At 67.8% G+C, this 25,254-nt stretch carries 21 protein-coding genes; all 21 read left to right on the plus strand.

The features are described from left to right. The first annotated feature begins 23 nt into the window (after positions 1-23). The 21 genes from ACTJLF_RS17210 (at position 24) to tssG (ending at position 25,209) form a co-directional block, all read left to right on the plus strand. Positions 24-1,637: a 6-hydroxynicotinate reductase gene (locus ACTJLF_RS17210; RefSeq protein WP_440883576.1), complete on the plus strand. Its 1,614-nt coding sequence runs from the start codon at positions 24-26 to the stop codon at positions 1,635-1,637. A gap of 2 nt (positions 1,638-1,639) precedes the next feature. Beyond that, complete coding sequence (locus tag ACTJLF_RS17215; protein ID WP_132751847.1) at positions 1,640-2,557, plus strand: UPF0280 family protein; 918 nt, start codon at positions 1,640-1,642, stop codon at positions 2,555-2,557. A gap of 21 nt (positions 2,558-2,578) precedes the next feature. Continuing rightward, a complete protein-coding gene (locus tag ACTJLF_RS17220) occupies positions 2,579-3,220 on the plus strand; it encodes an amino acid synthesis family protein (protein ID WP_019658428.1) in 642 nt (213 codons plus the stop codon). A gap of 36 nt (positions 3,221-3,256) precedes the next feature. Continuing rightward, positions 3,257-3,841, plus strand: a complete 585-nt coding sequence (locus ACTJLF_RS17225) for an amino acid synthesis family protein (RefSeq protein ID WP_126184190.1) — start codon at positions 3,257-3,259, stop codon at positions 3,839-3,841. Positions 3,842-3,920: 79 nt separating this feature from the next. After that, positions 3,921-5,126, plus strand: a complete 1,206-nt coding sequence (locus tag ACTJLF_RS17230) for an ABC transporter substrate-binding protein (RefSeq protein WP_019658426.1) — start codon at positions 3,921-3,923, stop codon at positions 5,124-5,126. Positions 5,127-5,272: 146 nt separating this feature from the next. Beyond that, on the plus strand, positions 5,273-7,213 hold the full coding sequence (locus tag ACTJLF_RS17235; protein WP_019658425.1) for an ABC transporter permease: 1,941 nt from the start codon (positions 5,273-5,275) through the stop codon (positions 7,211-7,213). After that, positions 7,210-7,998 carry an ABC transporter ATP-binding protein gene (locus ACTJLF_RS17240; RefSeq protein ID WP_132751848.1) on the plus strand — a complete coding sequence of 263 codons (789 nt, stop codon included), beginning with the start codon at positions 7,210-7,212 and terminating at the stop codon, positions 7,996-7,998. Before ACTJLF_RS17235 ends, ACTJLF_RS17240 begins: the two co-directional genes overlap by 4 nt. 61 nt (positions 7,999-8,059) lie before the next feature. After that, complete coding sequence (locus tag ACTJLF_RS17245; RefSeq protein ID WP_126184188.1) at positions 8,060-8,794, plus strand: ABC transporter ATP-binding protein; 735 nt, start codon at positions 8,060-8,062, stop codon at positions 8,792-8,794. 162 nt (positions 8,795-8,956) lie between these two features. Continuing rightward, positions 8,957-9,682: a bifunctional nicotinamidase/pyrazinamidase gene (gene pncA / locus ACTJLF_RS17250; RefSeq protein WP_019658422.1), complete on the plus strand. Its 726-nt coding sequence runs from the start codon at positions 8,957-8,959 to the stop codon at positions 9,680-9,682. Between the two features lie 55 nt (positions 9,683-9,737). Continuing rightward, positions 9,738-10,907 (plus strand): ABC transporter substrate-binding protein, encoded by a 1,170-nt coding sequence (locus tag ACTJLF_RS17255; protein ID WP_416492615.1) that lies wholly within the window; start codon positions 9,738-9,740, stop codon positions 10,905-10,907. Further along, positions 10,885-11,385, plus strand: a complete 501-nt coding sequence (locus ACTJLF_RS17260) for a (2Fe-2S)-binding protein (protein ID WP_440883577.1) — start codon at positions 10,885-10,887, stop codon at positions 11,383-11,385. Before ACTJLF_RS17255 ends, ACTJLF_RS17260 begins: the two co-directional genes overlap by 23 nt. Positions 11,386-11,434: 49 nt before the next feature. Beyond that, the gene (locus ACTJLF_RS17265) at positions 11,435-15,187 is read left to right on the plus strand and encodes a molybdopterin cofactor-binding domain-containing protein (RefSeq protein WP_440883578.1); all 3,753 of its coding nucleotides are present in this window, start codon (positions 11,435-11,437) and stop codon (positions 15,185-15,187) included. Between the two features lie 99 nt (positions 15,188-15,286). Further along, positions 15,287-16,468, plus strand: a complete 1,182-nt coding sequence (locus tag ACTJLF_RS17270; protein WP_354425838.1) for a fumarylacetoacetate hydrolase family protein — start codon at positions 15,287-15,289, stop codon at positions 16,466-16,468. Between the two features lie 152 nt (positions 16,469-16,620). Continuing rightward, positions 16,621-17,718 (plus strand): type VI secretion system protein TssA, encoded by a 1,098-nt coding sequence (tssA, locus tag ACTJLF_RS17275; protein ID WP_440883579.1) that lies wholly within the window; start codon positions 16,621-16,623, stop codon positions 17,716-17,718. 81 nt (positions 17,719-17,799) lie between these two features. Further along, the gene (gene tssB, locus ACTJLF_RS17280; protein ID WP_019658416.1) at positions 17,800-18,369 is read left to right on the plus strand and encodes a type VI secretion system contractile sheath small subunit; all 570 of its coding nucleotides are present in this window, start codon (positions 17,800-17,802) and stop codon (positions 18,367-18,369) included. A gap of 30 nt (positions 18,370-18,399) precedes the next feature. Next, positions 18,400-19,908 (plus strand): type VI secretion system contractile sheath large subunit, encoded by a 1,509-nt coding sequence (gene tssC / locus ACTJLF_RS17285; protein ID WP_019658415.1) that lies wholly within the window; start codon positions 18,400-18,402, stop codon positions 19,906-19,908. 49 nt (positions 19,909-19,957) lie between these two features. After that, positions 19,958-20,440, plus strand: a complete 483-nt coding sequence (locus ACTJLF_RS17290; RefSeq protein ID WP_019658414.1) for an Hcp family type VI secretion system effector — start codon at positions 19,958-19,960, stop codon at positions 20,438-20,440. Between the two features lie 132 nt (positions 20,441-20,572). Then, positions 20,573-21,433, plus strand: a complete 861-nt coding sequence (locus ACTJLF_RS17295) for a type VI secretion system accessory protein TagJ (RefSeq protein ID WP_132800273.1) — start codon at positions 20,573-20,575, stop codon at positions 21,431-21,433. Positions 21,434-21,444: 11 nt separating this feature from the next. Beyond that, positions 21,445-21,972, plus strand: coding sequence for a type VI secretion system baseplate subunit TssE (gene tssE, locus ACTJLF_RS17300; RefSeq protein WP_020723435.1), 528 nt, complete (start codon positions 21,445-21,447; stop codon positions 21,970-21,972). Positions 21,973-22,093: 121 nt separating this feature from the next. Next, positions 22,094-23,965: a type VI secretion system baseplate subunit TssF gene (gene tssF, locus ACTJLF_RS17305; protein ID WP_019658411.1), complete on the plus strand. Its 1,872-nt coding sequence runs from the start codon at positions 22,094-22,096 to the stop codon at positions 23,963-23,965. Further along, complete coding sequence (gene tssG, locus ACTJLF_RS17310; protein WP_132751852.1) at positions 23,962-25,209, plus strand: type VI secretion system baseplate subunit TssG; 1,248 nt, start codon at positions 23,962-23,964, stop codon at positions 25,207-25,209. Before tssF ends, tssG begins: the two co-directional genes overlap by 4 nt. Positions 25,210-25,254 lie beyond the last annotated feature (45 nt).

Here is a 25,254-nt window from a genome sequence, read left to right on the forward strand (position 1 = left end):
CGAACGCCCACGAGATCGCCCCGATGACAGAACACACCAAGACAGACGGCCTCCCCGGCATGGACATGCCCGTGGTGGCCGAAGCCGGCAGCAGCGCCTTCGGCAAGGCACCGCTGCGCAACGAGCGCATGAGCTCCGCCAAGGTCGAGTGCAACGCCTGCCCGGTGCTGTGCCAGATCTCCGAGGGCCGCAGCGGCGCCTGCGACCGCTACGCCAACAAGGAGGGCGTGCTGGTGCGCGTCGATCCCGTCGTGCTGCTGCGCCGCACGATCGAGAGCGAGGCGCCCGCGCTGGTGCCCTTCGACCGCCCCGGCGCCGAGGCCGGCGATGCCGCCTCCGACTGGAACGGCGACCTGCTGCACGCCGACGAAGTCTTCGTCACCGGCGTGGGCTCCTCCACCACCTACCCCGACTACAAGCCCGCGCCCTTCATCGTGGCCTCCAAGGCCCAGGGCGTGGACATGGTCACCGTCGTCACCGAAGGCATCTTCAGCTACTGCAGCTTCAAGGTGAAGATCGACACCGACCGCTTCCTCGGCCCCGAGCAGGCCAACGTGCGCTACCGCGGCGAGGTCGTGGGCCACGTGACCACGGCCGAATACGGCTCGCAGATGCTCTCGCTGGGCGGCGTGCACCACCTCACCGGTGGCAGCAAGAAGGAAGGCCGCATGACGGCCGAGCTGATGCAGTTGCTGGGCAACAAGAAGGCGGTGGAGTGCACCATCGACGGCGGCTCCACCCTCGTCATCCAGGCCGGCAAGGCGCCCATCGTCAACGGCGTGGAAGAGCAGCGCATGCGCGTGGGCTGCGGCTCGGCCGCGGTCGGCATCTTCGCGCGGCAGTTCGCCGGCGTGGCCGACGAGGTGGTGGTGGTCGATGACCACATCACCGGCGTGCTCACCGAGCACCAGGCCGGCCGCTGCCTCGACATGGCGCCCTCGGGCATCCAGATGCTGGGGCGCAAGTCCACGCCGGGGCGCTACTTCCAGGTGGCGAACCCGGGCAACGGCTGGGGCGGTACCGACATCGCCGATCCGCTCGCGATCATCGAAGGCTGGGAAGAGGGCGTCGCGCGCCCGGGCCTGCGCCTGCTCATGACGTCGACCACCGGCGAGCATGCGCAGTGGTACGTGCTCGACGACGCGCTCAAGCCCGTCGAGCAGCCGATGCCGCCCGAGGTGAAGCGCATCGTCGATCGAATCGGCGAGAACTGCGAACCGTCGCTGTGCACGGTGCTGTTCCTCGGTGGTGCGGGCGGCAGCCTGCGCGCGGGGGTCACCGAGAACCCGGTGCTGCTCACGCGCGCCATCAAGCGCGCGCTGGTCAACGTCACCTGCGGCGGCGCGCCGGCCTATGTGTGGCCAGGCGGCGGCATCACCGTGATGGCCGACGTCATGCGCATGCCCGACAACAGCTTCGGCACCGTGCCCACGCCTGCCATCGTCGCACCCATCGAGTTCAGCATGCGGCGCGACGACTACGAGGCGCTCGGCGGTCACGTCGAACACATCTTCCCGCTCGAACAGGCGCTCGCGCGCGGTGCATGGCAAGAAGACGGCGCACCGCTTGCGCGCCAATGGCTCGCGGTGGACGACGCCAACCCGTGGCCCCTGGGCCACGCCCCGATGCTGGGCTGATCATGTCCGCCCAACGCAGTGCGCTCGACAAGAGCCGCTGGCACTTCAACCACGGCCCGATCGACATCGTGGCCGAGGCGCACGGCGACCCGTATGCCGTGGCCGCTGCGCACGATGCGGCATGGGCGCGCTTCGTCCACGTGCTCGACGAGCTGGTGCGCGAGCTGCCGCTGCTGCGCCTGCCCGTCACCGACAGGATGCGCCCGCGCAACGTGGTGGCGCGCCGCATGTGGGACGCCTGCGCTGCGTTCTCGCCGATGTTCATCACGCCGATGGCGGCAGTGGCCGGCTCGGTGGCGCAGGAGCTCATCGCCTTCTACGAACGCCCCGGCATCGAACGCGCGTGGATCAACAACGGCGGCGACATCGCGCTGCACCTCGCGCCGGGGCAGTCCGCGCGCGTGGGCGTGTTCGCCGACATCGCGCGCTTCGACCTGCGCAGCCATCTTGCCGGCGAAGGCGGCATCCTCACCACCGACGGCCAGTTCGAGCTGCGCGCCGACCAGCCCGTGCGCGGCGTCGCCACCAGCGGCTGGCGCGGGCGCAGCTTCTCGCTGGGCATCGCCGACAGCGTGACGGTGCTGGCCGCCACCGCAGCGCAGGCCGATGCCGCCGCGACAGTGATCGCCAACGCCGTCGACGTGGACGACGAGGCCATCGCGCGCCGCCCCGCGAACGAGTGCAAGGACGACAGCGACCTGGGCGACACGCTCGTCACCGTCGACGTGCCCGAGCTGGCCCCCGCGCAGGTGCGCAGCGCACTCGATACGGGCGTGGTTTGCGCCAAGGTCCTGCAAAAAGGAGGGCTCGTCTGGGCTGCTCTACTCGTTTGCCAGGGGCAGTGGAAACTCGTCGAGCCCTTATGCTCGAAGGCGCTCGACACAGAGCTGCCGAAATCAGTTGGTTCAGTATTTGCTTAACGAAAAGCAAGGTTCTTTTTCATGATCGAAATACGCCGCGTCTTCACCCAGGTCGAGCACATTCACCACGAGTTCGGACCGCGTGCCGACACCCCGCTGGTGCGTGGTGCCATCGGCGCGGTGCTGACCAATCCGTTCGCCGGCCGCTACGAGCCCGACATCCTGCCGATGATGGCGCTGCTCGACCCGGTGGGCGTCGACATGGCGCACCGGCTGCATGCCGCCATGGACGTGCCGCTGGAGCAGATCGCCACCTACGGCAAGGGTGCCATCGTCGGCGCCGACGGCGAACTGGAGCACGGCGCGCTGTGGCACGTGCCCGGCGGCTACGCGATGCGCGAACTGCTCGGCTGGAAGGGCAGCCGCGCCGCCTACACCGCGGGCAAGGCCGAGGAGAAGACCGGCCAGCCCGGCAATGCGCTCTCGATCGTGCCTTCGACCAAGAAGGTCGGCCCGCCCGGCGCCGCGCTCGATGTGCCGCTGACCAACATCAACGCCAGCTATGTGCGCGGCCAGTTCGACGCCATCGAAGTGCGCGTGCCCGGCGCGCCGGCGGCCGACGAGATCGTCTTCATCCTCGCGATGAGCACCGGGTATCGCGTCCACGCACGCGTCGGTGGCCTGCTCGCCAAAGACATCAGCAAATGGGATGGCCTGCGCTGAGCCGCAGCATCCATACAGAGACAAGGAACACAGAACATGACCGCCAACATCCGCAAGCTCGTAGTACAGGTCGATGAAACCCGCCGCGAAATGGGCAAGGACATCACGCCGCCCACGCGCCGCGCCGTCGCCATCGCCGTGATCGAGAACCCCTACGCCGGCCGCTACAGCGAGAACCTCGACGACCTGATCGCCATCGGCGAGGAACTCGGTGCGCTGCTGGGCCAGAAGGCCGTGAAGGCGCTGGGCATCGAGCCCGGCCAGGCGCAGAGCTACGGCAAGGCCGCCATCGTGGGCGAGCGTGGCGAGCTCGAACATGCCGCCGCCATCCTGCATCCCAAGCTGGGCGCGCCGCTGCGCGTGGCGGTGGAGAAGGGCGCGGCGCTCGTGCCCTCGGCCAAGAAGCAGGGCACGCTGGGCACCGCCATCGACGTGCCGCTGGGCCACAAGGACGCCGCCTTCGTGCGCAGCCATTTCGACGCGGTGGAAGCCCGCGTGAGCGACGCGCCGCGCGCCAACGAGATCGTGGTGGCGGTGGCCGTCACCGACAGCGGCCGTCCGCTGCCGCGCATCGGCGGCCTGCAGGTCTCCGAGATCAAGGGCGAAGACGGCCTGCGCTGAGACGCGCCGCATCGTCCATCCAAAGCCCCGCGCCCGTACAACTCGAATTCTTTCTGCCTTAACCCCTAGGAGCTTCTCGATGAATCCATTGCGCCATGTCTTCTGCGCCGCGTCCGTCGTCACGCTGGCCACGGCCCTCGTTCCCGCGCACGCGCAGGGCGTGATCAAGATCGGCGAAATCAACAGCTACAAGGCGCAGCCCGCCTTCCTCGAGCCCTACAAGAAGGGCATGGAGCTCGCGGTCGACGAGATCAACGCCAAGGGCGGCATCAACGGCAAGAAGATCGAGCTCATCAGCCGCGACGACAACGCCAACCCCGGCGACGCCGTGCGCGTGGCCGAGGAGCTCATCTCGCGCGAGAAGATCGACGTGCTGGCCGGCGCCTTCCTGTCGAACACCGGCCTGGCGCTGACCGACTTCGCCAAGCAGAAGAAGTTCTTCTATCTCGCCGCCGAGCCGCTCACCGACAAGATCGTCTGGAGCAACGGCAACAAGTACACCTACCGCCTGCGCCCCTCGACCTACATGCAGGTCGCGATGCTGGTGCCCGAGGCCGCCAAGCTCAAGAAGAAGCGCTGGGCGCTCGTGTACCCCAACTACGAATACGGCCAGTCTTCGGTCGCTACCTTCAAGACGCTGCTGAAGGCTGCGCAGCCCGACGTCGAGTTCGTCGCCGAGCAGGCGCCGCCGCTGGGCAAGGTCGATTCGGGCAGCGTGGTGCAGGCCCTGGCCGATGCCAAGCCCGACGCCATCTTCAACGTGCTCTTCGGCGCCGACCTCTCCAAGTTCGTGCGCGAAGGCAACACGCGCGGCCTCTTCAAGGACCGCGAGGTGGTGAGCGTGCTGACCGGCGAGCCCGAGTACCTCGACCCGCTGAAGGACGAGGCGCCCAACGGCTGGATCGTCACCGGCTATCCCTGGAACGGCGTGAAGACGCCCGAGCACAAGGCCTTCCTCGATGCCTACCAGGCCAAGTTCAAGGACTACCCGCGCCTGGGCTCGGTGGTCGGCTACAGCGCCATCCACTCGATCGCGGCCGGCATCAAGAAGGCCGGCGGCACCGACACCGAGAAGCTCGTGGCCGCCTTCAAGGGCCTGCAGGTCGACACGCCCTTCGGCAAGATCAGCTACCGCGCGCAGGACAACCAGTCCACCATGGGCGCGTACGTGGGCAAGACCAAGAACGACGGCGGCAAGGGCGTGATGGTCGACTATGTCTACCTCGACGGCGCCAAGTTCCAGCCGAGCGATGACGAAGTGAAAAAGATGCGCCCTGCGGACTGATCGCGCAACAGACCAACATCTTCACTGAAAGCGGACCATTCCAGGAATACCGCGGAACCGGCTCTGCCGGGCCGCTGGTATAGCCCCCGGTAGGGGGTGGCGGCCACACGAAGTGGGCAAGCCTGGGGGCGAGCAAAGGATCCTTGATGAGTTTTTCAGGTTTTGTTGTTCAGTTGCTCAACGGGTTGGCCGGCGCGTCCTCGCTCTTCTTCGTGGCGGCCGGTCTGTCGTTGATCTTCGGCGTGACGCGCATCGTCAACTTCGCCCATGGTTCGTTCTTCATGGTGGGCATCTATCTCGCGTACACGCTCGTCGACAAGCTGGGCTCGAGCCTGGGCTTCTGGCCCGCGCTGCTGATCGCCGCGCTGGCGGTGGGCGTGCTCGGCGCCATCATCGAGGTGGTGCTGCTGCGCCGCATCTACAAGGCGCCGGAGCTGTTCCAGCTGCTGGCCACCTTCGCGCTGGTCCTCGTCATCAAGGACGCGGTGCTCTGGCTGTGGGGGCCCGACGAACTGCTCGGTCCGCGCGCGCCCGGCCTCAAGGGCTCGGTCGAGATCCTCGGGCGTCAGTTTCCTTCCTATGACCTGTTCCTGATCGTCGTCGGCCCGGTGGTGCTGGGCCTCGTGTGGCTGCTGCTCACCCGCACGCGCTTCGGCACGCTGGTGCGCGCCGCAACTCAAGACCGCGAGATGGTCAGCGCACTCGGCGTCAACCAGGCCTGGCTCTTCACGGCGGTGTTCGCGCTCGGCGCCCTGCTCGCGGGCCTCGGCGGCGCGCTGCAGCTGCCGCGCGAGCCCGCCACGCTGGAGATGGACCTGAACACCATCGGCGCCGCCTTCGTGGTGGTGGTGGTGGGCGGCATGGGCTCGCTGCCCGGCGCCTACATGGCCGCGCTGCTCATCGCCGAGATCAAGGCCGTGTGCATCTGGCTCGGCGTGGTGCAGATCTTCGGCATCGACGTCTCGTTCTCGAAGCTCACGCTGATGGTCGACTTCCTCGTGATGGCCATCGTGCTGGTGTGGCGCCCCTGGGGCCTGTTCGGCCGTCCGCAGGCGCCGAGCCGCTACGTGGGCATGCAGGAAGAACCGCTGCGCCGCCCGGGCAACGCCTACATGGTGGCGGCCGCCGCGTTCGCGCTGCTGCTGGCCGTGGTGCCTTTCCTCACGGTGAACTCGCCCTACACCACGGTGCTGATGATCGACCTGATGATCGCGGCCCTGTTCGCCACCAGCCTGCACTTCATCATGGGGCCGGCCGGCATGCATTCCTTCGGCCACGCCGCGTACTTCGGCCTCGGCGCGTACGGTGCGGCGCTGCTGGTGCGTGCGCTGCACCTGCCCATGGAACTGGCGCTGATCGTCGCGCCGCTGGTGGCCGCGCTCGGCGCCTTCGTCTACGGCTGGTTCGCGGTGCGGCTGTCGGGCGTGTACCTGGCCATGCTCACGCTGGCCTTCGCGCAGATCACATGGGCCATCACCTACCAGTGGGACAGCTTCACCGGCGGCAGCAATGGCCTGACCGGCGTGTGGCCCTCCGAGTGGCTTTCCGACAAGCGGGCCTACTACTGGCTCACGCTGGTGCTCGTGGGTGCGGGCGTGTGGTGGCTGCGGCGCGTGCTGTTCTCGCCCTTCGGCTACGCGATGCGCGCGGGCCGCGACTCGGTGCTGCGCGCCGATGCCATCGGCATCGACGTCAAGCGCATGCAGTGGGTGGCGTTCATCATCGCGGGCACCGTGGCGGGCCTGGCGGGTGCGCTCTTTGCGTTCTCGAAAGGCAGCATCTCGCCCGAGACGCTGTCGGTCGGCAAGTCGGTCGACGGCCTCGTGATGGTGCTGCTCGGCGGCATCCAGACGCTCGCGGGGCCGGTGGTAGGTGCCGTCACCTTCACCTGGCTGCACGACACCGTGGCGCGCAACACCGACTACTGGCGCGCGATGCTGGGTGCCATCATCCTGATCCTGGTGCTGCTGTTCCCGCAGGGCATCGCGGGCTCCATCAAGCAGCTTGCAGACCGCTGGCGCGCGCCGAAGGAAGACGAAGCTGCAAGGACCGAAGCCAAGGCCAAGCTCGAGGAGGTGAAGGCATGACCGGAACGCTCCTCAAGGTAGAGAACCTCGGCAAGTCCTTCGGTGGCGTGAAGGCGGTGGACGGCATCAGCTTCGAGCTGCCGCCCGGCGAACTGCTCGCGCTGATCGGGCCCAACGGCGCCGGCAAGTCGACAACCTTCAACATGGTCAACGGCCAGCTCAAGGCCGACCAGGGCTCCATCACGCTGGACGGCCACGAACTCGTGGGCCGCAAGCCGCGCGAGATCTGGCGCATGGGCGTGGGCCGCACCTTCCAGATCGCCGAGACCTTCGCCTCGCTCACCGTGGTCGAGAACGTGCAGATGGCGCTGCTGTCGCATGACCGCAAGCTCTTCTCCACGTGGCGCCGCGCCGCCGACCACAAGCGCGAGGAAGCGCTGGCGCTGCTCGACCAGGTCGGCATGAAGTCGCAGGCCGACCGGCCCTGCAGCGTGCTCGCATACGGCGACGTGAAACGCGTCGAGCTCGCCATCGCGATGGCCAACTCGCCCAAGCTGCTGCTGATGGACGAGCCCACCGCCGGCATGGCGCCCAAGGAGCGCAACTCGCTCATGGCGCTGACCAAGGAACTCGTCATCCAGCGCGGCATGGCCGTGCTCTTCACCGAGCACAGCATGGACGTGGTGTTCGCGTACGCCGACCGCATGATCGTGCTCGCGCGCGGACGCCTCATCGCGCAGGGCAAGCCGCTGGAGATCCGCGACCATCCCAAGGTGCAGGAGGTGTACTTCGGCACCGGCAAGACATTCGAGAAGAAGGCCGCAGCCGTTGGAGAAGCCGCATGAGCGAAGCGCCGGGCCGCCCCAAGCAAGCCAGCACCGCAGTGCGAAGCACGGAGGCAATTTGATGAGCACACATGAACCCCTCCTGCAGGCCAAGGCCCTGTGCGCCTGGTACGGCGCCGCGCAGATCCTCTACGACGTCGATCTCGAAGTGCGCCGCGGCGAAGTGGTCGCGCTCATGGGCCGCAACGGCGCGGGCAAGTCGACCACGCTGAAGGCGCTGATCGGCATGCTCACCAAGCGCCGCGGCGCCGTTCGCTTCCTGGGTCACGACATCTCGAAGAGCGAGCCGCACCACGCGGCGCGCCTGGGCCTGGGCTTCGTGCCCGAGGACCGCCGCGTGTTCACCGACCTCACGGTGATGGAGAACCTCGAGGTCGGCAAGCAGGCCGCGCGCCGCTGGGCCGACGGCAGCGACGCGCCGCTGTGGACGCCCGAGCGGCTGTTCAAGCTCTTCCCCAACCTCGGCGAGATGCCTAACCGCCCGGGCGGGCGCATGAGCGGCGGCGAGCAGCAGATGCTCACGGTCGCGCGCACGCTCATGGGCAACCCCTACCTCGTGCTGCTCGACGAACCTTCCGAAGGCGTGGCGCCGGTGATCGTCGAGCAGATGGCGAACATGATCCTGGAGCTCAAGGCGCAGGGCGTGAGCATCCTGCTGTCGGAGCAGAACATGCACTTCGCCGAACTGGTGTCCGACCGCGCCTATGTGCTCGAGAAGGGGCAGATCCGCTATCACGCCACGATGGCCGAGCTGGCGGCGAACGACGAAGTCCGCCGTGCCTACCTCAGCGTCTAGCATGAAGCACACCCCCAGTCTTCGCGCACTTCGTGTCGCTTCGCCAACCCCCTTGCAGGGGGCAACACCGACGGCCCGGCAAAGCCGGTTCCGTGGTGTTCCTGGAAAGTTTCTCTTGTCCTGATTCAAGTTCCCCTTCCAGTCCTACCAGGAGTCCACGCCATGCATCGCAGAACCCTCGTGAAATCCGCCGCCGCCCTCGGGCTGGCCGGTGGCCTCGGCAGTGTCGCCTTCAACGCCTTCGCGGCCGGCAAGATCAAGCCCGGCGCCAAGGCGGCGCTGATCGTGGTCGACGTGCAGAACTGTTTTCTCGACGGCGGCACGCTCGCGGTGAAGGGCGGCAACGAGGTGATCCCGGTGATCAACGCGCTCGCGCCGGCCTTCGAGAACATCGTGGTCACGCAGGACTGGCACACGGCGGGCCATGCATCTTTCGCCAGCACCTACAGCGGCAAGAAGCCCTTCGAGACCACCAAGCTCAGCTACGGCACGCAGGTGCTGTGGCCCGACCATTGCGTGCAGGGCACCGACGACGCGGCGCTCGGCAAGGACCTGAAGGTGCCCACCGCGCAGCTCGTCATCCGCAAGGGCTTCCACAAGGACATGGACAGCTACTCGGCCTTCGAGGAAGCCGACCACAAGACGGCCACGGGCCTGGCCGGCTACCTGAAGGCGCGCGGCATCAAGACCGTGTTCGTCACCGGCCTGGCCACCGACTTCTGCGTGGCCTGGACCGCGATGGATGCGCGCAAGGCCGGCTTCGAGGCCTACGTGATCGAGGACGCCACGCGCGGCATCGACCTCAACGGCTCGCTGGCCGCGGCCTGGAAGCAGATGACGGCCAGGGGCGTCAAGCGCATCCAGTCGGCAGACATCCAGACCGCCTGAGCGCGCATCGCCTCAAGACTCCGAAAGAGCAACAGGAACACGGGACCCACGACGCATGAAGCCCTCGATCTCAAGGCGTGCCATGGTGGCGAGCGCCGCCGCCCTGGCGCTCGGCCCCGGCCTGTTGCGGCCGGCGCGCGCGGACAACGGCACGACCGGCGTGACCGACACCACCATCCGCATCGGCCAGTCGGCCGTGTTCAGCGGACCGGCCAAGGACTTCGGCATCGATTACCGCGCGGGCATCAAGCTCTACTTCGACCGGGTCAACAAGTCGGGCGGCGTGAACGGCCGCAAGATCGAGCTGGTGACCTACGACGACGCGTACGACCCCGCGAAGACGGCCGTGAACACCGCGAAGCTGATCGACGAGGACAAGGTCTTCGCGCTCACCGGCTACGTGGCCACCGGCAATCTCGCTGCCGCGATGCCGCTCGCGGAGAAGGCCGGCGTGCCGATGTTCGCGCCGCTGGTGGGCACCACGTCGTTCCGCACCAAGGTCAACCGCTACCTGTTCCACGTGCGCGCGGGCTACGACCTGGAGCTGCGCAAGATCATCAGCCACCTCTCGACCATCGGCATCCAGTCGATCGCGGTGGTCTACCAGGACAGCGCCTTCGGCAAGTCGAACCTCGCCACCTGCGAGGAACTCGCGGCCGACTACAAGGTGAAGGTGCTCAAGACCTTCCCGCTGGCCATCGCGGCCGAGGACGCGAAGCAGGTCGTCGCCGGCCTTGCGGAGACGAAGCCGGGCGCGGTCGTGATGATCATGGCCGGGCGGATGGTGGAAGTGTTCATGCGCGACTACCGCGCCAGCGCCGTGGGCTCGCCGCTGTACACGCTGTCGGTCGGCATCACCGATGCGGCCGGTTCGGCCAAGCGGCTCGACGGCAAGCTCGCGGGCCTGGTCACGGCCAGCATCGTGCCGCCGCCGCAGGCGCAGCGCGTGCCCATCGTGGCCGACTACCAGCGCGACCGCGCCGAGTTCGGCGAGAAGATCGACAGCTACACCGCGCTGGAGGGCTACATCGTCGCGCGCGTGATGGTCGAGGGCCTGCGCCGCGCGGGCAAGGCGCTCACGCGCGACAACTTCATCGCGGGCCTGGAGAGCATCGGCAGTACGCGCTTCGGCGACTTCCCCGTCGAGTACAGCGCGAAGAACCACAACGGCTCGACCTTCGTCGATCTGGAGATGTACACCCGTGACGGCCAGTTGCGGCGCTGAGCCGCTGCGCCTGCTGGTCAACGGCCGGGCGCAATCGATCGAAGGTGTGCCGCGCGAGGCGACGCTGCTGCACCTGCTGCGCAATGACCTGGGGCTGAACGGCCCCAAGTACGGCTGCGGGCTGGGACAGTGCGGTGCATGCACCGTGCACGTCGACGGCGTGGCCGCGCGCTCCTGCGTGATTCCGGCGCACGGCGTGGCGGGACGCGCCATCACCACGCTCGAAGGCCTGGGCTCGCGCGGCAGCTGGCACCCGGTGCAGGCCGCCTTCGAAGAGGCGCAGGCCGCGCAGTGCGGCTACTGCCTCAACGGCATGGTGATGCAGGCCGCCGCGCTGCTCGCACGCGATCCGCAGGCGAGCGAGCAGCGCATCCGCGCCGAACTGTCGGGCAACCTGTGCCGCTGCGGCACGCACATCGAGATCCTCGACGCGGTGCAGCTCGCGGCAGTGCGCATGCGCGAGGAGCTCAACCCATGAGCCGCTGGTCTTGTCTCCTCTCCCGCGAGCGGGAGAGGGAGCAAATGCCATGATGCGCCGCGCAGACCTGCCGCGCACGCGCGCCGAGTTCCTTGCCGCCACCGGCGTGCTGCTGGTGCTGCGCGAGACCCCCCCGCCGCCGCCCCCGGCCAAGGGCCAGCCTGCCTTCATCGCCAGCAACCCCGCCGAGGGCGACGAGGTGCTGCTCGCCGTGTGGGACGACGGCAGCGCCTCCGCGCTCAACGGACACGTCGACCTAGGCACCGGCATCCAGACGGCGCTCGGCCAGATCGTGGCCGAGGAGCTCGATCTCGGCATGCCCTGCGTGCGCGTGATGCTCGGCGACACCGCGCGCGCGCCCAACCAGGGCGCGACCATCGCCAGCGCGTCGATCCAGATCCATGCGCAGCCGCTGCGCCTTGCGGCGGCGCAGGCGCGCGCATGGCTGCTGGCGCGCGCGGCCGAACGCCTGGGAGTGACCGAGGACGCGCTGCAGGTGCGCAACGGCGTGGTGCGCGTTGCGGAGGCGCCCGACCGGCATGTCAGCTACGCCGACCTCGTCGCGGGCCAGCGCACCGTGCTCAAGCTCGATCCGCAGGCCAGACCCAAGGACCCGGCCGACTATCGCGTGGTCGGCACGCGCCAGGCGCGCGTCGACATCCCGGCCAAGCTCGCGGGCGAACTCGTCTTCGTGCACGACATGCGCGTGCCCGGCATGCTGCACGGCCGCGTGGTGCGCCCGCCGTACGCGGGTGCGGACCATGGCGAGTTCATCGGCAACACGCTGGAATCGGTCGACGAGTCGTCGATCGCACACATCCCCGGCATCCGCGCGGTGGTGGTCATCCGCGACTTCGTCGGCATCGTGGCCGAGCGCGAGGAGCACGCCGAGCAGGCGTTGCGCGAGCTGCGCGTGAAGTGGAAGCCATGGCCCGGCATGCCCGACCTCGGCGATCTCGCGCAGGCCCTGCGCGACAACCCCTCGACACAGCGGCTGCTGGTCGATGAAGGCGACGTCGACGGCGCCATCGAAGCGGCCGCGCAGCCCATGCACCGCACCTACGTGTGGCCCTACCAGATGCATGCGTCCATCGGCCCGTCGTGCGCGCTGGCCGAATGGCAGCCCGCCGACGGCAGCGGCATGCAACTGCGATGCTGGGCCGGCTCGCAGAACCCGCACGTGCTGCGCGCCGATCTCGCCAGGCTCATGGGCGTGGAGGACGTGCAGGTCGACGTGGTCCGCATGGAGGCTGCCGGCTGCTACGGCCGCAACGGCGCCGACGACGTGGCCGCCGACGCGGCGCTGCTCGCGCGCGCGGCGGGCGCACCGGTGCGCGTGCAGCTCACGCGCGAGCAGGAGCATGCGTGGGAGCCCAAGGGCGCAGCGCAGCTCATGGAGATCGACGGCGGCCTCATGGCCGACGGCAGCGTCGCAGCCTACGACTTCGAGACCTCCTACCCGTCGAATGGCGCGCCAACGCTCGCGCTGCTGCTCACGCGCACCATCGAGCCGGTCGCGCAGGCCTTCGAGATGGGCGACCGCACCGCGCGTCCGCCCTACAGCTACGACAACCTGCGCGTGAAGGTCAACGACATGGCGCCGATCGTGCGCGCGTCATGGCTGCGCGGCGTGTCGGCGCTGCCGAGTTCGTTCGCGCACGAGTCGTACATCGACGAGCTGGCGACGGCTGCGGGTGTCGATCCGGTGCAGTTCAGGCTTCGGCACCTGCAGGACCCGCGCGCCGTCGAGCTCGTTCAGGCCACCGCGCAGAAGGCCGGCTGGCGCATGCGCACCGGGCCGCAGGAGAACGCCGATGGCGGACTGGGCGAGGGCGGCGACATCCTCTTCGGCCAGGGCTTCGCCTATGCGAGATACATCCACAGCAAGTGGCCTGGTTTCGGCGCGGCGTGGGCCGCGTGGGTGGCCGACGTGGAGGTCAACCGCAAGACCGGCGAGGTGCACGTGCGCCGAGTGGTGGTGGGGCATGACGCCGGCCTGATGATCAACCCGGCGGGTGTCGAGCACCAGGTGCACGGCAACGTGATCCAGACGACGAGCCGGGCGCTCAAGGAGCAGGTGCAGTTCGCACCGCAACAGCAGCAACAGCAAGGCACGGCGGCGGACGCGCAGCTGCCGGGCGTGCTGCCTTCCGGCGTGGTCGCGAGCCGCGAGTGGGGCAGCTACCCGATCATCAACTTCCGCGAAGTGCCGGTGATCGAGGTGATGCACATGCCGCGGCCCGGCGAGCCGTCGCTGGGTGCGGGCGAGTCGTCTTCGGTGCCTGGCACGGCTGCGATCGCGAACGCGATCTTCGATGCGACGGGCGTGCGCTTCAGGGCACCGCCGTTCACGCCGGAGACGGTGCTTGCGGAGTTGAACCGGGGTCTGCTCCCTCCCCCTCTGGGGGAGGGCGGGGGTGGGGGCATGCGGCGCCCGGATGGCGACGCTGCCGTGCCCCCATCCCGATCTTCCCCCAAAAGGGGAAGGAGCGATGCGCCATGGCCTCGGCGCAAGGGCGTGTGGGCGACGGGCGCGGCGCTGGTCGTCGGCGGCATCGGCGTCATCGCTGGACTGCTCGGCTGGCGCTCGGCCATCGCGCCGGTGTCGCTCACCGCGCCGGTCTACAGCCAGGCCACCATCGAACGCGGCCGTGTGCTCGCCGCGGTGGGCGACTGTGCCGTGTGCCACACCGCGCCCGGCGGCACGGCCAACGCGGGCGGCCGCGCCATGGAAACGCCCTTCGGCACGCTCTACACCACCAACCTCACGCCGGACGCGGAGACGGGCCTCGGGCGCTGGTCGTTCAGCGCCTTCCAGCGCGCGATGCGCGAGGGCATTTCGCGCGACGGCCATCACCTGTATCCCGCGTTTCCCTACACCGCCTTCGCCAAGACCAGCGACGACGACCTGCAGGCGCTGTATGCGTACTTCATGTCGCTGCCCGCGGTGCGCGCGGAAACGCCGAAGTCGGAGCTCAAGTTCCCGTTCAGCATCCGGCCGCTGATGGCCGGCTGGAACGCGCTCTTCCACGATCCGTCGCCGATGCAGCCCGTGGCCGCGCAGAGCGCGGAGTGGAACCGCGGCGCGTACCTCGTCAACGGCCTGGGGCATTGCGGCGCCTGCCACACGCCACGCAACGCGCTGGGCGCGGAGCAGGGTGGCAGCGCCTTCCTTTCGGGCGCGATGGTCGATGGATGGGAGGCGCCGGCGCTCACGCAGCTGGCGTCGAAGTCGGCGGTGCCGTGGGATGCCGACGAGCTCTATCGCTACCTGCGTCACGGCCATACGCAGCGCCACGGCATCGCGGGCGGGCCGATGGCCGAGGTCGTGCGCGAGCTCGCGCAGGTGCCCGACGAGGACATCCGTGCGATGGCCGCCTATCTCGGCTCGTTCAATCCGAAACCGGCCGCCGATCCCGGCTTGGCGGCGCAGCAGGTCGTGAACGCCGCGGCGAGCACCCAAGGGCAGCTGCTGGGCCCCGCACAGCGCATGTTCGACAGCGCCTGCGCCTCCTGCCACCACGACGGCAACGGCCCCACGCTGCTGGGCGTCAACACGCCGCTCGCGCTCAACAGCAACCTCACCAGCGCGCGGCCCGACAACCTGCTGCGCACCATCCTCGACGGCGTGCGCGAACCCGCGAGCCGCGACATCGGCTTCATGCCGGGCTTCCGCGAGGTGCTCGACGACCGGCAGATCGCCGAACTCGCAGGCTACATGCGCGCTCGCTTCGCGCCGCAGGAGCCGGCGTGGACCGACCTGCCTGCCGAGGTGGCGCGCGTGCGCGCATCGAAGCATTGAGGCCGTAAACCAGGAGGACCGGGCGGCCGCGCAGGCTGTTTTCTTCGGGCGCCGCTACGATTCGACGTAGCAGCCACATTCACCACGGAGACAACCGCCATGCCGCTCGATCTTTCCACCACTTCCAGCCTGCCCCGCGACGCCGAACGCGCCACTCTTGTCGGGCGCCTCTGGCAGCCCGGTGTCGGCCCCGTGCTGGTGGCCGTTCACGAAGGTGGCCTGCACGACCTGTCGAAGCTTGCGCCCACCATGAGCGATCTGCTCGAAGGCAAGGAGGCGCCCGCACAGGCCGTCCGCCGTGCATTGCAAGCCGCACCCCGCATCGCATCGCTCGAAGAAGCCCTTGCCAACAGCGACGAGACTGCGCGCGATGCGAGCAGGCCTTGGCTTCTCGCGCCCTGTGACCTGCAGGCCATCAAGGCCAGCGGGGTCACATTCGTTGCAAGCCTGCTCGAACGCGTGATCGAGGAACAGGCGCGCGGCGATGCGTCGAAGGCGGAAGCCACGCGCGCGGCCATCGGCAGCGTGCTCGGCGACAACCTCGCGGACATCGTGCCCGGCTCGCCCGAGGCCATGAAGGTCAAGGAAGTGCTGATCGCGCAGGGTGCGTGGTCGCAGTACCTCGAGGTCGGCATCGGACCGGACGCGGAGATCTTCACCAAGGCACCGGTGCTGTCGGCCGTCGGCACCGGCGCGGATATCGGCATTCATCCGGGCTCGGTGTGGAACAACCCCGAGCCGGAGGTGGTGCTCGCTGTCAACAGCCGCGGCGAAACCTGGGGCGCGGCGCTGGGCAACGATGTCAACCTTCGTGACTTCGAAGGCCGCAGCGCGCTGCTGCTCGGCAAGGCGAAGGACAACAACGCGTCCTGCGCGATCGGTCCGTTCATCCGCCTCTTCGACGAGCACTTCGGCATCGCCGACGTGCGGCGCATCACCGTCGAACTGGAAGTGACGGGGCCGGAGGGCTTCACGCTCGAGGGATCGAGTTCGCTGTCGAAGATCAGCCGCGATCCGCTCGACCTCGTGGCCCAAACAGTAGGAAAAAATCACGGTTACCCCGACGGATTCATGTTGTTTCTCGGGACGATGTTCGCGCCGACACAAGATCGTCATGGGCCGGGACAAGGATTCACCCATGTCGTGGGAGACCGCGTGCGCATTGCCGCACCGGAACTCGGTGCGCTGGTGAATCGCGTGGTACACGCGGACAAGGCGCCGATGTGGACTTTTGGTATCAGTGCGTTGATGCGCAATTTGGCTGCTCGCGATCTGCTGTGAACGACGTGTAGTCGTTCTGTTTGAATTTCAAAAGAGGTTGTACTTCTTAGTAATTCATACGCGTCGTGTTGCAATCTGTTGCTGTTGACCGCATCACTTGTTCCCCTCAAGATTGCTGTTGTTAGGAAACGTTTGAACAAGGGGAGCAGAGGTTGGCGCAGACCGAGATCGATCTATTGCAGGAGCCTGTAGAAGGCCCGCTACCTTGCGGTGAAGACCTGGAGTACGACCCCGATTTCATGGCGTTGCACCAGGCGACAGCGGGCAAGCGCGAGCAGCAGTTCGGCTCGACGATCATTCCCGCCGAACCGCCCGACTGGGCCCGCGTGGAGCGCATCGCGAAGCAGCTTTGCACGCGGACGCGCGACCTGCGCGTGCTGGTGCCTCTCACGCTGGCCTGGACCGAGAACCGCGGCCTGCCCGGTTATGTGGAAGGCCTGCAGCTCGTCGACGTTGTGCTTCAGAAATTCTGGGACGACGTGCATCCGCGCGTTGTCGACGACGGCTTCGAGGATCCTCTGCCACGCATGAATGCGCTGGCCGCACTGGCCGAAGCCGAGGGACTCGGACGCAGCGTGCGCGACGCGCGCCTGCTCGACGAAAGCGGCGCATCGATGACCCTGCGCCAGGTCGAGGCCTTGCTCGATTCGAGCAAGGCCGACCATCAGATCGACTACCCGGGCGGTATCGGCCGGCTGAAGGATGCAGTGCGGCGCGCGCAGGAAAAGGCGGCACCGCCGGTGGTGGCGTTGCGCGCGGCACTGGAGCTGCTGCAGCGCATCCGTGAGACCTGCGAGCGCGCGCTCGGCCAGAGCTGGGCGCCCGACTTCTCGCGTCTCGAGCGTTCGCTGCGCACCGTGGCGCAGCTGCTGCCGGAACAGCCGCAGACACCGACGGTGGCAGCCGGCGAAGCTCCTGCGGCCGCCGATGTGCAGCACGGGGGAGTGAGCGCGGCAGTGGCGAACGGCGCTGTGGGCGGTACTGCAGCAAATAGCGGTACCGGCCTACGTCAAGTACTTATTAAGGATATTGAAATATCGAGCCGTGAAGATGTGCAGGTATTGCTCGAGAAGGCTTGCCAGTTCATGGAGCGCACGGAGCCCAGCCATCCGGCGCCCATGCTCATACGCAGAGCGCAGCGGCTGATGGAGCTCAACTTCTTCCAGATCATCGAAGAGCTCGTGCCAGAGGGATTGCAAAAGATAGAAAGCCTTGCAGGACGTCCGTTGAACGGGAGCAGCGCGGAGTAACGAGACGAAGGCCGTTGCGGGCCTCGCGAGCCGGCCGGCCCGGGTCGCGCCCACACGCATTACAGATTCAAGAGGAAGCTTATGGCAGACAACCGTGTCAGAAACAGTGGTCAGAAGTTCATTGCGCGCAATCGCGCACCGCGTGTGCAGATCGAGTACGACGTCGAAATCTACGGCAGCGAACGCAAGATCCAGCTGCCCTTCGTGATGGGCGTCATCGCCGATCTCGCGGGCAAACAGGTCGACCCCATGCCCGATCTCGCCGAGCGCGAGTTCATGCCCGTGGACATCGACAACTTCGACGACCGCATGAAGGCCATCAAGCCGCGCGTCGCCTTCCAGGTGCCCAACACGCTCACCGGCGATGGGCAGATGAACGTGGACATCACGTTCGAGAGCATGGACGACTTCTCGCCCGCGCGCATCGCCCGTCAGGTCGGTGCGCTGCAGCAGCTGCTCGAGGCGCGCACCGAGCTGTCGAACCTGCTTTCGTACATGGACGGCAAGAACGGTGCCGAACAGCTGATCGCGCAGGCACTGCAGAACCCCGCACTCCTGAAGTCGCTGGCTTCGGCGCCCAACCCGGCCGTTGCCAAGGCGGTGGAAGCCGCGAATGAAAAGGCCGGCAATCCCGGTACGTCTTCCGAGTAAGCGCGAGCAGCAGCAAGGACCGCCATCATCATGAGCACCGCACCGAAACAGACCACCGCGCGCGCACCGGCCTCCGTCGAGACGCTGGAGCCGAACGAGTTCTCGAACCTGCTGCAGCGCGAGTTCAAGCCCAAGACCGACCAGGCCCGAGAGGCGGTGGAGAACGCCGTCAAGACGCTGGCCGTGCAGGCGCTGGAGAGCACCGTCACCGTCTCCAACGATGCATATCGCACCGTTCAGGCCATCATCACCGAGATCGACCGCAAGCTCTCCGAGCAGATCAACCAGATCCTGCACCACGAGGAGTTCCAGCAGCTCGAAGGCGCATGGCGCGGGCTGCACTATCTGGTCAACAACACCGAGACCGACGAACAGCTCAAGATCCGCGTGATGTGCGCATCGAAGCGCGAGGTCGCGCGCTCGCTCAAGCGCCACAAGGGCATCGGCTGGGACCAGAGCCCGCTGTTCAAGAAGATCTACGAAGCCGAGTACGGCCAGTTCGGTGGCGAGCCGTTCGGCGCGCTGATCGGCGACTTCCACTTCGACCACAGCCCGCCCGACGTCGAGATGCTGGGCGAGATGGCCAAGATCGCCGCGGCGGCGCACTGCCCGTTCATCGCGGGCGCATCGCCCACGGTGATGCAGATGGACTCGTGGCAGGAACTGTCGAATCCGCGCGACCTGACCAAGATCTTCCAGAACACCGAGCACACCGCGTGGCGTTCGCTGCGCGATTCGGAAGACGCGCGCTACATCGGCCTGGCGATGCCGCGTTTCCTCGCGCGTCTGCCCTACGGCGCGCGCACCAACCCGGTCGACGAGTTCGAGTTCGAGGAAGAGACCGACTCGGCGGCGCACAACCGCTACACCTGGGCCAACTCGGCCTACGCGATGGGCGTGAACATCAACCGCTCGTTCAAGCAATACGGCTGGTGCACCTCGATCCGCGGCGTCGAATCCGGTGGCGCGGTCGAGAACCTGCCCACGCACACCTTCCCGACCGACGACGGCGGCGTGGACATGAAGTGCCCGACCGAGATCGCGATCAGCGACCGCCGCGAGGCCGAGCTCGCCAAGAACGGCTTCATGCCGCTGGTGCACCGCAAGAACTCCGACTTCGCGGCCTTCATCGGCGCGCAGTCGCTCCAGCTGCCGGCCGAGTACTACGACGCCGACGCCACGGCCAACGCGAACTTGGCGGCACGCCTGCCGTACCTGTTCGCATGCTGCCGCTTTGCGCATTACCTGAAGTGCATCGTGCGGGACAAGATTGGTTCGTTCCGCGAGCGCGAGGACATGGAGCGCTGGCTCAACGACTGGATCATGAACTACGTCGACGGCAGCCCTGGCACCTCTTCGCAGGACACCAAGGCGATGAAGCCGCTGGCGGCGGCGGAAGTCCAGGTGGAAGCCATCGAGGACAACCCCGGCTACTACGCCGCCAAGTTTTTTCTCCGGCCGCACTATCAGCTCGAAGGGCTGACGGTGTCGTTGCGGCTGGTTTCGAAGCTGCCATCCAACAAGAAGGACAGCAGCTAATTCAACGGCGTTCCGGAATCGGGCGCAAATAACTCTGGGGGTTTAAATCATGGCAGTAGACATGTTCATGCGCGTTGAAGGCGCGAACGGCGAATCGAAGGACTCGAACCACAAGGAGTGGACGGACATCAAGTCGTTTGCGTGGGGTGCAACGCAGCCTGGAAACATGGTCAGCGGTGGCGGCGGCGGCGTCGGCAAGGCCAGCTTCAACGACCTGCAGGTGCTGGCGCGCATCGACAAGGCGGCACCGTCGGTGCTGAAGAACTGCGCGAGCGGCAAGCACCTGAGCAAGGTGGAAGTGTCGGTGTGCAAGGCCGGCGGCTCGCAGATCGAATACACCCGCGTCACGCTCGAGGAAGTGCTGGTCACCTCGGTGCAGTACACGGCCGAGCAGGGCTCGGACGCCGTGTTCGTGCAATACGCCTTCCAGGCCGCCAAGGTGAAGCAGCAGTACTGGGAGCAGACCGACAAGGGCGGCAAGGGCGCCGAGACGGTTCTGGCCTGGAACATCAAGGAAAACAAGGAAGCCTGATTTCCTTTTCCCGATGCGCGGCCGGCCTCTCGGGCCGGCCGCGACGTTTTTCCCGACGGCCGCCACGGCCGTCCTTCGCACAGCGGCCTTCTCGACGATCGCCGCGTGCCAGCCAGTCAGCGAGGAAGCTTCATGGGTGATGGGTTTGCAGTACTGGGCGATCGCTCAGTGGCCGAGCACACCGAATGGGTACAGCGGCAGATCCGCTCCAATCCCCAGAACGCAGGGCTGCGCCTGGCCTTGTGCCACTTTCTGGCATTGCGTGGAGAGTGGCAGCGGGCCGAAGACCAGCTCAAGCTCGCCACCAAGCTCGATCCCACCTTCACGCCCGCCAGCGTCACGTGCTCGATGGCGCTTTCGGGCGAACGCCATCGCAGCGACTTCTGGTCGGGCGGACGTGCGCCGGCCATCGTCGGCGGCAACGCCGAATGGGTCGAGCAACTGATTGCAGCGGCCACGCTGCCGGCCGATCGCGCCGAAGAGGCTGCGGCACTGCGCGAGAGCGCGCGGCAGGCCGCACCCGCGCTGCACGGCAAGCTCACCAGCGTGGACCGCACCGATTCCCGCGCCGTTCAGGCCCTCGATGGCGAGCCGGTGCAGAACAGCGAGTTCGACTGGCTTTGCGACGGCGACGTCCGCATCGGCCCCGTGTTCGAACTGCTCACGCCTTCCGGCTATGCCTGGCTGCCGCTGACGCAGGTGCGCCGCGCCAAGTTCTCGCGGCCGCAGCATCTGGTCGACCTGCTGTGGGCTCCCACCGAATTCGAGCTGCATGACGGTCGCGCGCTCAATGGCCTAGTGCCCGTGCGCTACCCGGGCCGGCTGGAAGGCCTCGACGACGAGGCCGCACTGGGCCGCCGCACCGACTGGCTGCCCCTGGCCGGCGAAGAACAGTACGCGGGCCTGGGCCAGCGCACCCTGATCAGCGAGGCAGGCGACCATTCGCTGCTAGACCTGCGGCTGATCGAGTTCTCGCGAGAGGGCGCCGCCTGATGAGTGCAATGATGGACGCCGACGGCGACCAGCAGGAAAGCGTCGCACGCGACCGCCTGCAGCCGGTGCTGCTCGACCGCCTCACCGACAAGGCGCCGCAGGTCCGGCAGGAGCGCGCGGGTTCCTTCCTCATGAGCGGCAGGCTGCTGCGCGACTCGGTGCTGCGCGACCTGCAGTGGCTGCTCAACACCACCAACTTCGGCGCTGACCACGACATCAACACCATGCCCCGCGCGCGTCGCTCGGTCGTGAACTTCGGCGTTCGCGGCTGGGCCGGCGGGCGCATGTCGGAGGTCGACTTCGCGGACGTCGAAGCGGCCATCCGCGCAGCCATCATCGACTTCGAGCCGCGCATCATGAAGGACAGCATCGACGTCCGCTGCGTGACCGACGCCACCGAGCTCGAACACCACAACCTGCTCGCGCTGGAGATCCGCGGCACGCTGTGGTCGGTGCCGTACCCCATCGAATTCATCCTGCGTTCCGAGCTCGACCTGGAAAGCGGGCACATGGTGCTGCGGCCGACGGGAGGACTCTGATGACGGAATTCTCTTGCCGTGGAACACCGCGGAACCGGCTTTGCCGGGCCGCGGGTGTTGCCCCCTGCAAGGGGGTTGGCGAAGCGACACGAAGTGCGCGAAGCCTGGGGGTTAGCCTCTGATGGATGCCCGGCTTCTCGACTACTACAACCGCGAGCTCACCTACATGCACGAGCTCGGGGCCGAGTTCGCGCAGCGCTATCCGAAGATCGCGGGGCGCCTGGGCATGCGCGGCATCGAGGTCAGCGACCCCTACGTGGAGCGGCTGCTCGAAGGCTTCAGCTTTCTCACCGCACGCATCCAGCTCAAGATGGATGCCGAGTTCCCGCGCTTCTCGCAGCGCCTGCTCGAAGTGGTGTACCCCAACTTCCTCGCGCCGCTGCCCGCCATGGCCGTGGTTCAGATCGACGGCAACCTCAACGAAGGGTCGCTGAAGGCAGGCTACGAGCTGCCGCGCCACACCATCCTGCGCGGGCGCATGATCAAGGGCGAACAGACGGCCTGCGAATTCCGCACCGGCCATGCCGTCACGCTGTGGCCGATCCGCATCGCAGAAGCCGGCATCGGTCCGGTGCCTGCCGAGATCGCGCATGCGATGCCCGCGGTCGCGCGGCAGGCGAAGAGCGCCATCACCATCAAGCTGGAAGCGGTGGGCGGCGCGCGCTTCGCCGACATGCCGCTGGACCGGCTCGAATTCTTCCTTTCCGGCGCCGAGTTGCATGCCCTGCGCGTGCTCGAACTCGCGGTGCACCACAGCGTCGGCGTGGTGTGCCGAAGCGGTCCTGGCACCGCGGCGCGGATCGTGCCGCTGGGCGACGAAGCCATCAGGCACGAGGGCTTCGAGCCCGACCAGTCGCTGCTCCCCTACGACGCGCGCTCGTTCCAGGGCTACCGCCTGCTGCACGAGTACTTCGCCTTCCCCGACCGCTACCTGTTCTTCAGCATCAACAAGATGCGCGCGGCGGCAGCGGCGATGAGCGGCACCACGATGGAGATCGTGATCCTGCTCGACCGCGCCGATGCCGACCTCGAAAGGCTGGTGGACGCCAAGCACTTCTCGCTGTTCTGCACGCCCATCATCAACCTCGTGCCGCGCCGCAGCGACCGCATTCCGGTGGGACCGGGCCAGCACGAGCACCATGCGGTGATCGACCGCACGCGGCCGCGCGACTTCGAGATCTTCACCGTCGAGCGTGTCACCGGCCACATGGCCAACGGCTCCGAGGAGCGCGAGTTCAGGCCCTTCCTCGGCTCCTTCGCGGCCGACGACGGCGACTTCGGCGCTTACTTCTCGCTGCGCCGCGAGCCGCGCCTCGTGTCCGACCGGGCGCGCGCCCAGGGCACGCGCACCAGCTACACCGGCAGCGAGATCTACGTGTCGCTCGTCGACCAGCACGACGCGCCGTTCCCGCACAGCCTGCGCCACATCACGCTCGACGCGCTGTGCACCAACCGCGACCTGCCGCTGCTGCTGCCGACGGGGCTCGAATCGGACTTCACGCTGCGCGTGTCCGCGCCCGTGCGCTCCATCCGCATCCTGCGCGGGCCTTCGCGGCCGTACCCCGCGCTGGCCGAAGGCGCGCTCACGTGGCGCCTCATCAGCCATCTCGGCCTCAACTACCTGAGCCTCACCGACGTCGATCCCGCACAGGGCGCGGCAGCGCTGCGCGAGATGCTCGACCTGTACGGCAACCTCGCCGATCCCGCGGTGCGACGCCAGATACAGGGAGTGCGCTCGATGGCGCTGGCGCCGGTGTTCCGTCGCCTGCCCGAGCCCGGGCCGATCGTGTTCGGGCGCGGCGTGGAGATCGCGCTCAAGATCGACGAGGTCGCATTCTCAGGCGCGAGCCCGTATCTCTTCGGCGCGGTGCTCGAGCAGTTCTTCAGCCGCCACGTGTCGCTCAATGCGTTCACCGAATTCGCGTTGACCAGCCTTCAGCGCGGCGAGATCGCGCGCTGGACTCCGCGCGTGGGACGCCGCCCCGCCGTATGAGCGACATCGGCATCACCGACGCGGTGCAGCAGCACCAGGAGCCGCAGGAGGCCGTGCCGGCCGAGCTTGCGCAGGGCGAGGTGATGCACACGGTGGAGGCCGTCGACCGTGAAGAGGCCGTGCCGCCTGCTGCGCGCGCCGGCTCGGCGCCTGCCCGCGGCATCGAACAGGCCGATCCGGTGCTCTGGGCCAGGCTGCTCGAGCAACCCTTCGAGCACGACCTCTTCATGCTGCTGCGCCGCCTCGACGCGCAGGACGACCACCCGCTGCTGGGCCGCGCGCCGCGCCCGACCGACGAGCCGCTGCGCCTCGGACAGGAGCCCTCGATGGCCTTCGCGCCCTCGAACGTGTCGGGCGTCGAGGCCGCTGGCGACGGGCCGCCGCGCATCTCGATCTACGGCTTCGGCCTGTTCGGCCCCAACGGCCCGCTGCCGCTGCACCTGACGGAGTACGCGCGCGAGCGCAAGCGGCACCACGCCGACAACACCATCAGCGCGTTCGCCGACCTGTTCCATCATCGGCTCATCCTGCTGTTCTACCGGGCCTGGGCCGACGCGCAGTCGGTCAACAGCCTCGACCGCACCGACGGCCATCGCTTCGTCGACTACGTCGCCAGCCTCATGAACATGGGGCAGCCCGGCCTCAAGGGGCGTGACCGCATCGCCGACCATGCGCGTACCTTCATGGCGGGCCACCTCGTGCGCCAGACGCGCAACCCCGAGGGGCTGATCCAGATCCTGCGGCTGTACTTCGACGTGCCGGTGCGCGTCGACGAGTTCGTGAGCGACTGGGTGATGATTGACGAGCGTCAGGTCAGCCGCATCGGCCAGCTCGGGCGCAACCACAGGCTCGGCGGCGGCGCCACCATCGGCCTGGCGGTGCGCGACGCTCAAAGCAAGTTCCGCCTCGAGCTCGGGCCGCTCTCGCAGGAGCAGTACCGCGAGTTCCTTCCCGGTAGCAAGCGGCTGCAGCAGGTGGTCGACTGGGTGCGGCAGTACGTCGGCATCGAGTTCGCCTGGGAGCTGCGGCTGGTGCTCAGGAAAGAGGATGCGCACGGCATGCGGCTCAACAGCAACCAGCGACTGGGCTGGGGCAGCTGGCTGGGCACGCGCATGTCCGACACCGACGCCGGCGACATGCTGTTCCAGCCCGAGGCACTGTTTTCCCGTTCCGCATCGGCGGCTTCTTCCGATGCATCCCTTACCCGGTCTTCCGCGACCTCGCGCGAGACGCCCACGACATGACCACCTCATGGTCTTTTCGGGAAGCACCGTGGAACCGGCCCTGCC

This window comes from Variovorax sp. 22077 (assembly GCF_052044195.1).
Classification (GTDB): domain Bacteria; phylum Pseudomonadota; class Gammaproteobacteria; order Burkholderiales; family Burkholderiaceae_C; genus Variovorax; species Variovorax atrisoli.

Bases quoted from the DNA above. Each gene is read 5' to 3' on its own strand.
- ACTJLF_RS17295 (WP_132800273.1), top strand. From the start codon at position 20,573: ATGGGTGATGGGTTTGCAGTACTGGGCGATCGCTCAGTGGCCGAGCAC.
- ACTJLF_RS17255 (WP_416492615.1), top strand. From the start codon at position 9,738: ATGAAGCCCTCGATCTCAAGGCGTGCCATGGTGGCGAGCGCCGCCGCC.
- ACTJLF_RS17225 (WP_126184190.1), top strand. From the start codon at position 3,257: ATGACCGCCAACATCCGCAAGCTCGTAGTACAGGTCGATGAAACCCGC.
- tssB (WP_019658416.1), top strand. From the start codon at position 17,800: ATGGCAGACAACCGTGTCAGAAACAGTGGTCAGAAGTTCATTGCGCGC.
- ACTJLF_RS17240 (WP_132751848.1), top strand. From the start codon at position 7,210: ATGACCGGAACGCTCCTCAAGGTAGAGAACCTCGGCAAGTCCTTCGGT.
- ACTJLF_RS17230 (WP_019658426.1), top strand. From the start codon at position 3,921: ATGAATCCATTGCGCCATGTCTTCTGCGCCGCGTCCGTCGTCACGCTG.
- tssG (WP_132751852.1), top strand. From the start codon at position 23,962: ATGAGCGACATCGGCATCACCGACGCGGTGCAGCAGCACCAGGAGCCG.
- ACTJLF_RS17210 (WP_440883576.1), top strand. From the start codon at position 24: ATGACAGAACACACCAAGACAGACGGCCTCCCCGGCATGGACATGCCC.
- ACTJLF_RS17290 (WP_019658414.1), top strand. From the start codon at position 19,958: ATGGCAGTAGACATGTTCATGCGCGTTGAAGGCGCGAACGGCGAATCG.
- ACTJLF_RS17215 (WP_132751847.1), top strand. From the start codon at position 1,640: ATGTCCGCCCAACGCAGTGCGCTCGACAAGAGCCGCTGGCACTTCAAC.
- ACTJLF_RS17270 (WP_354425838.1), top strand. From the start codon at position 15,287: ATGCCGCTCGATCTTTCCACCACTTCCAGCCTGCCCCGCGACGCCGAA.
- pncA (WP_019658422.1), top strand. From the start codon at position 8,957: ATGCATCGCAGAACCCTCGTGAAATCCGCCGCCGCCCTCGGGCTGGCC.
- ACTJLF_RS17220 (WP_019658428.1), top strand. From the start codon at position 2,579: ATGATCGAAATACGCCGCGTCTTCACCCAGGTCGAGCACATTCACCAC.
- ACTJLF_RS17235 (WP_019658425.1), top strand. From the start codon at position 5,273: ATGAGTTTTTCAGGTTTTGTTGTTCAGTTGCTCAACGGGTTGGCCGGC.
- tssF (WP_019658411.1), top strand. From the start codon at position 22,094: ATGGATGCCCGGCTTCTCGACTACTACAACCGCGAGCTCACCTACATG.
- tssE (WP_020723435.1), top strand. From the start codon at position 21,445: ATGGACGCCGACGGCGACCAGCAGGAAAGCGTCGCACGCGACCGCCTG.
- ACTJLF_RS17245 (WP_126184188.1), top strand. From the start codon at position 8,060: ATGAGCACACATGAACCCCTCCTGCAGGCCAAGGCCCTGTGCGCCTGG.
- tssC (WP_019658415.1), top strand. From the start codon at position 18,400: ATGAGCACCGCACCGAAACAGACCACCGCGCGCGCACCGGCCTCCGTC.
- ACTJLF_RS17265 (WP_440883578.1), top strand. From the start codon at position 11,435: ATGATGCGCCGCGCAGACCTGCCGCGCACGCGCGCCGAGTTCCTTGCC.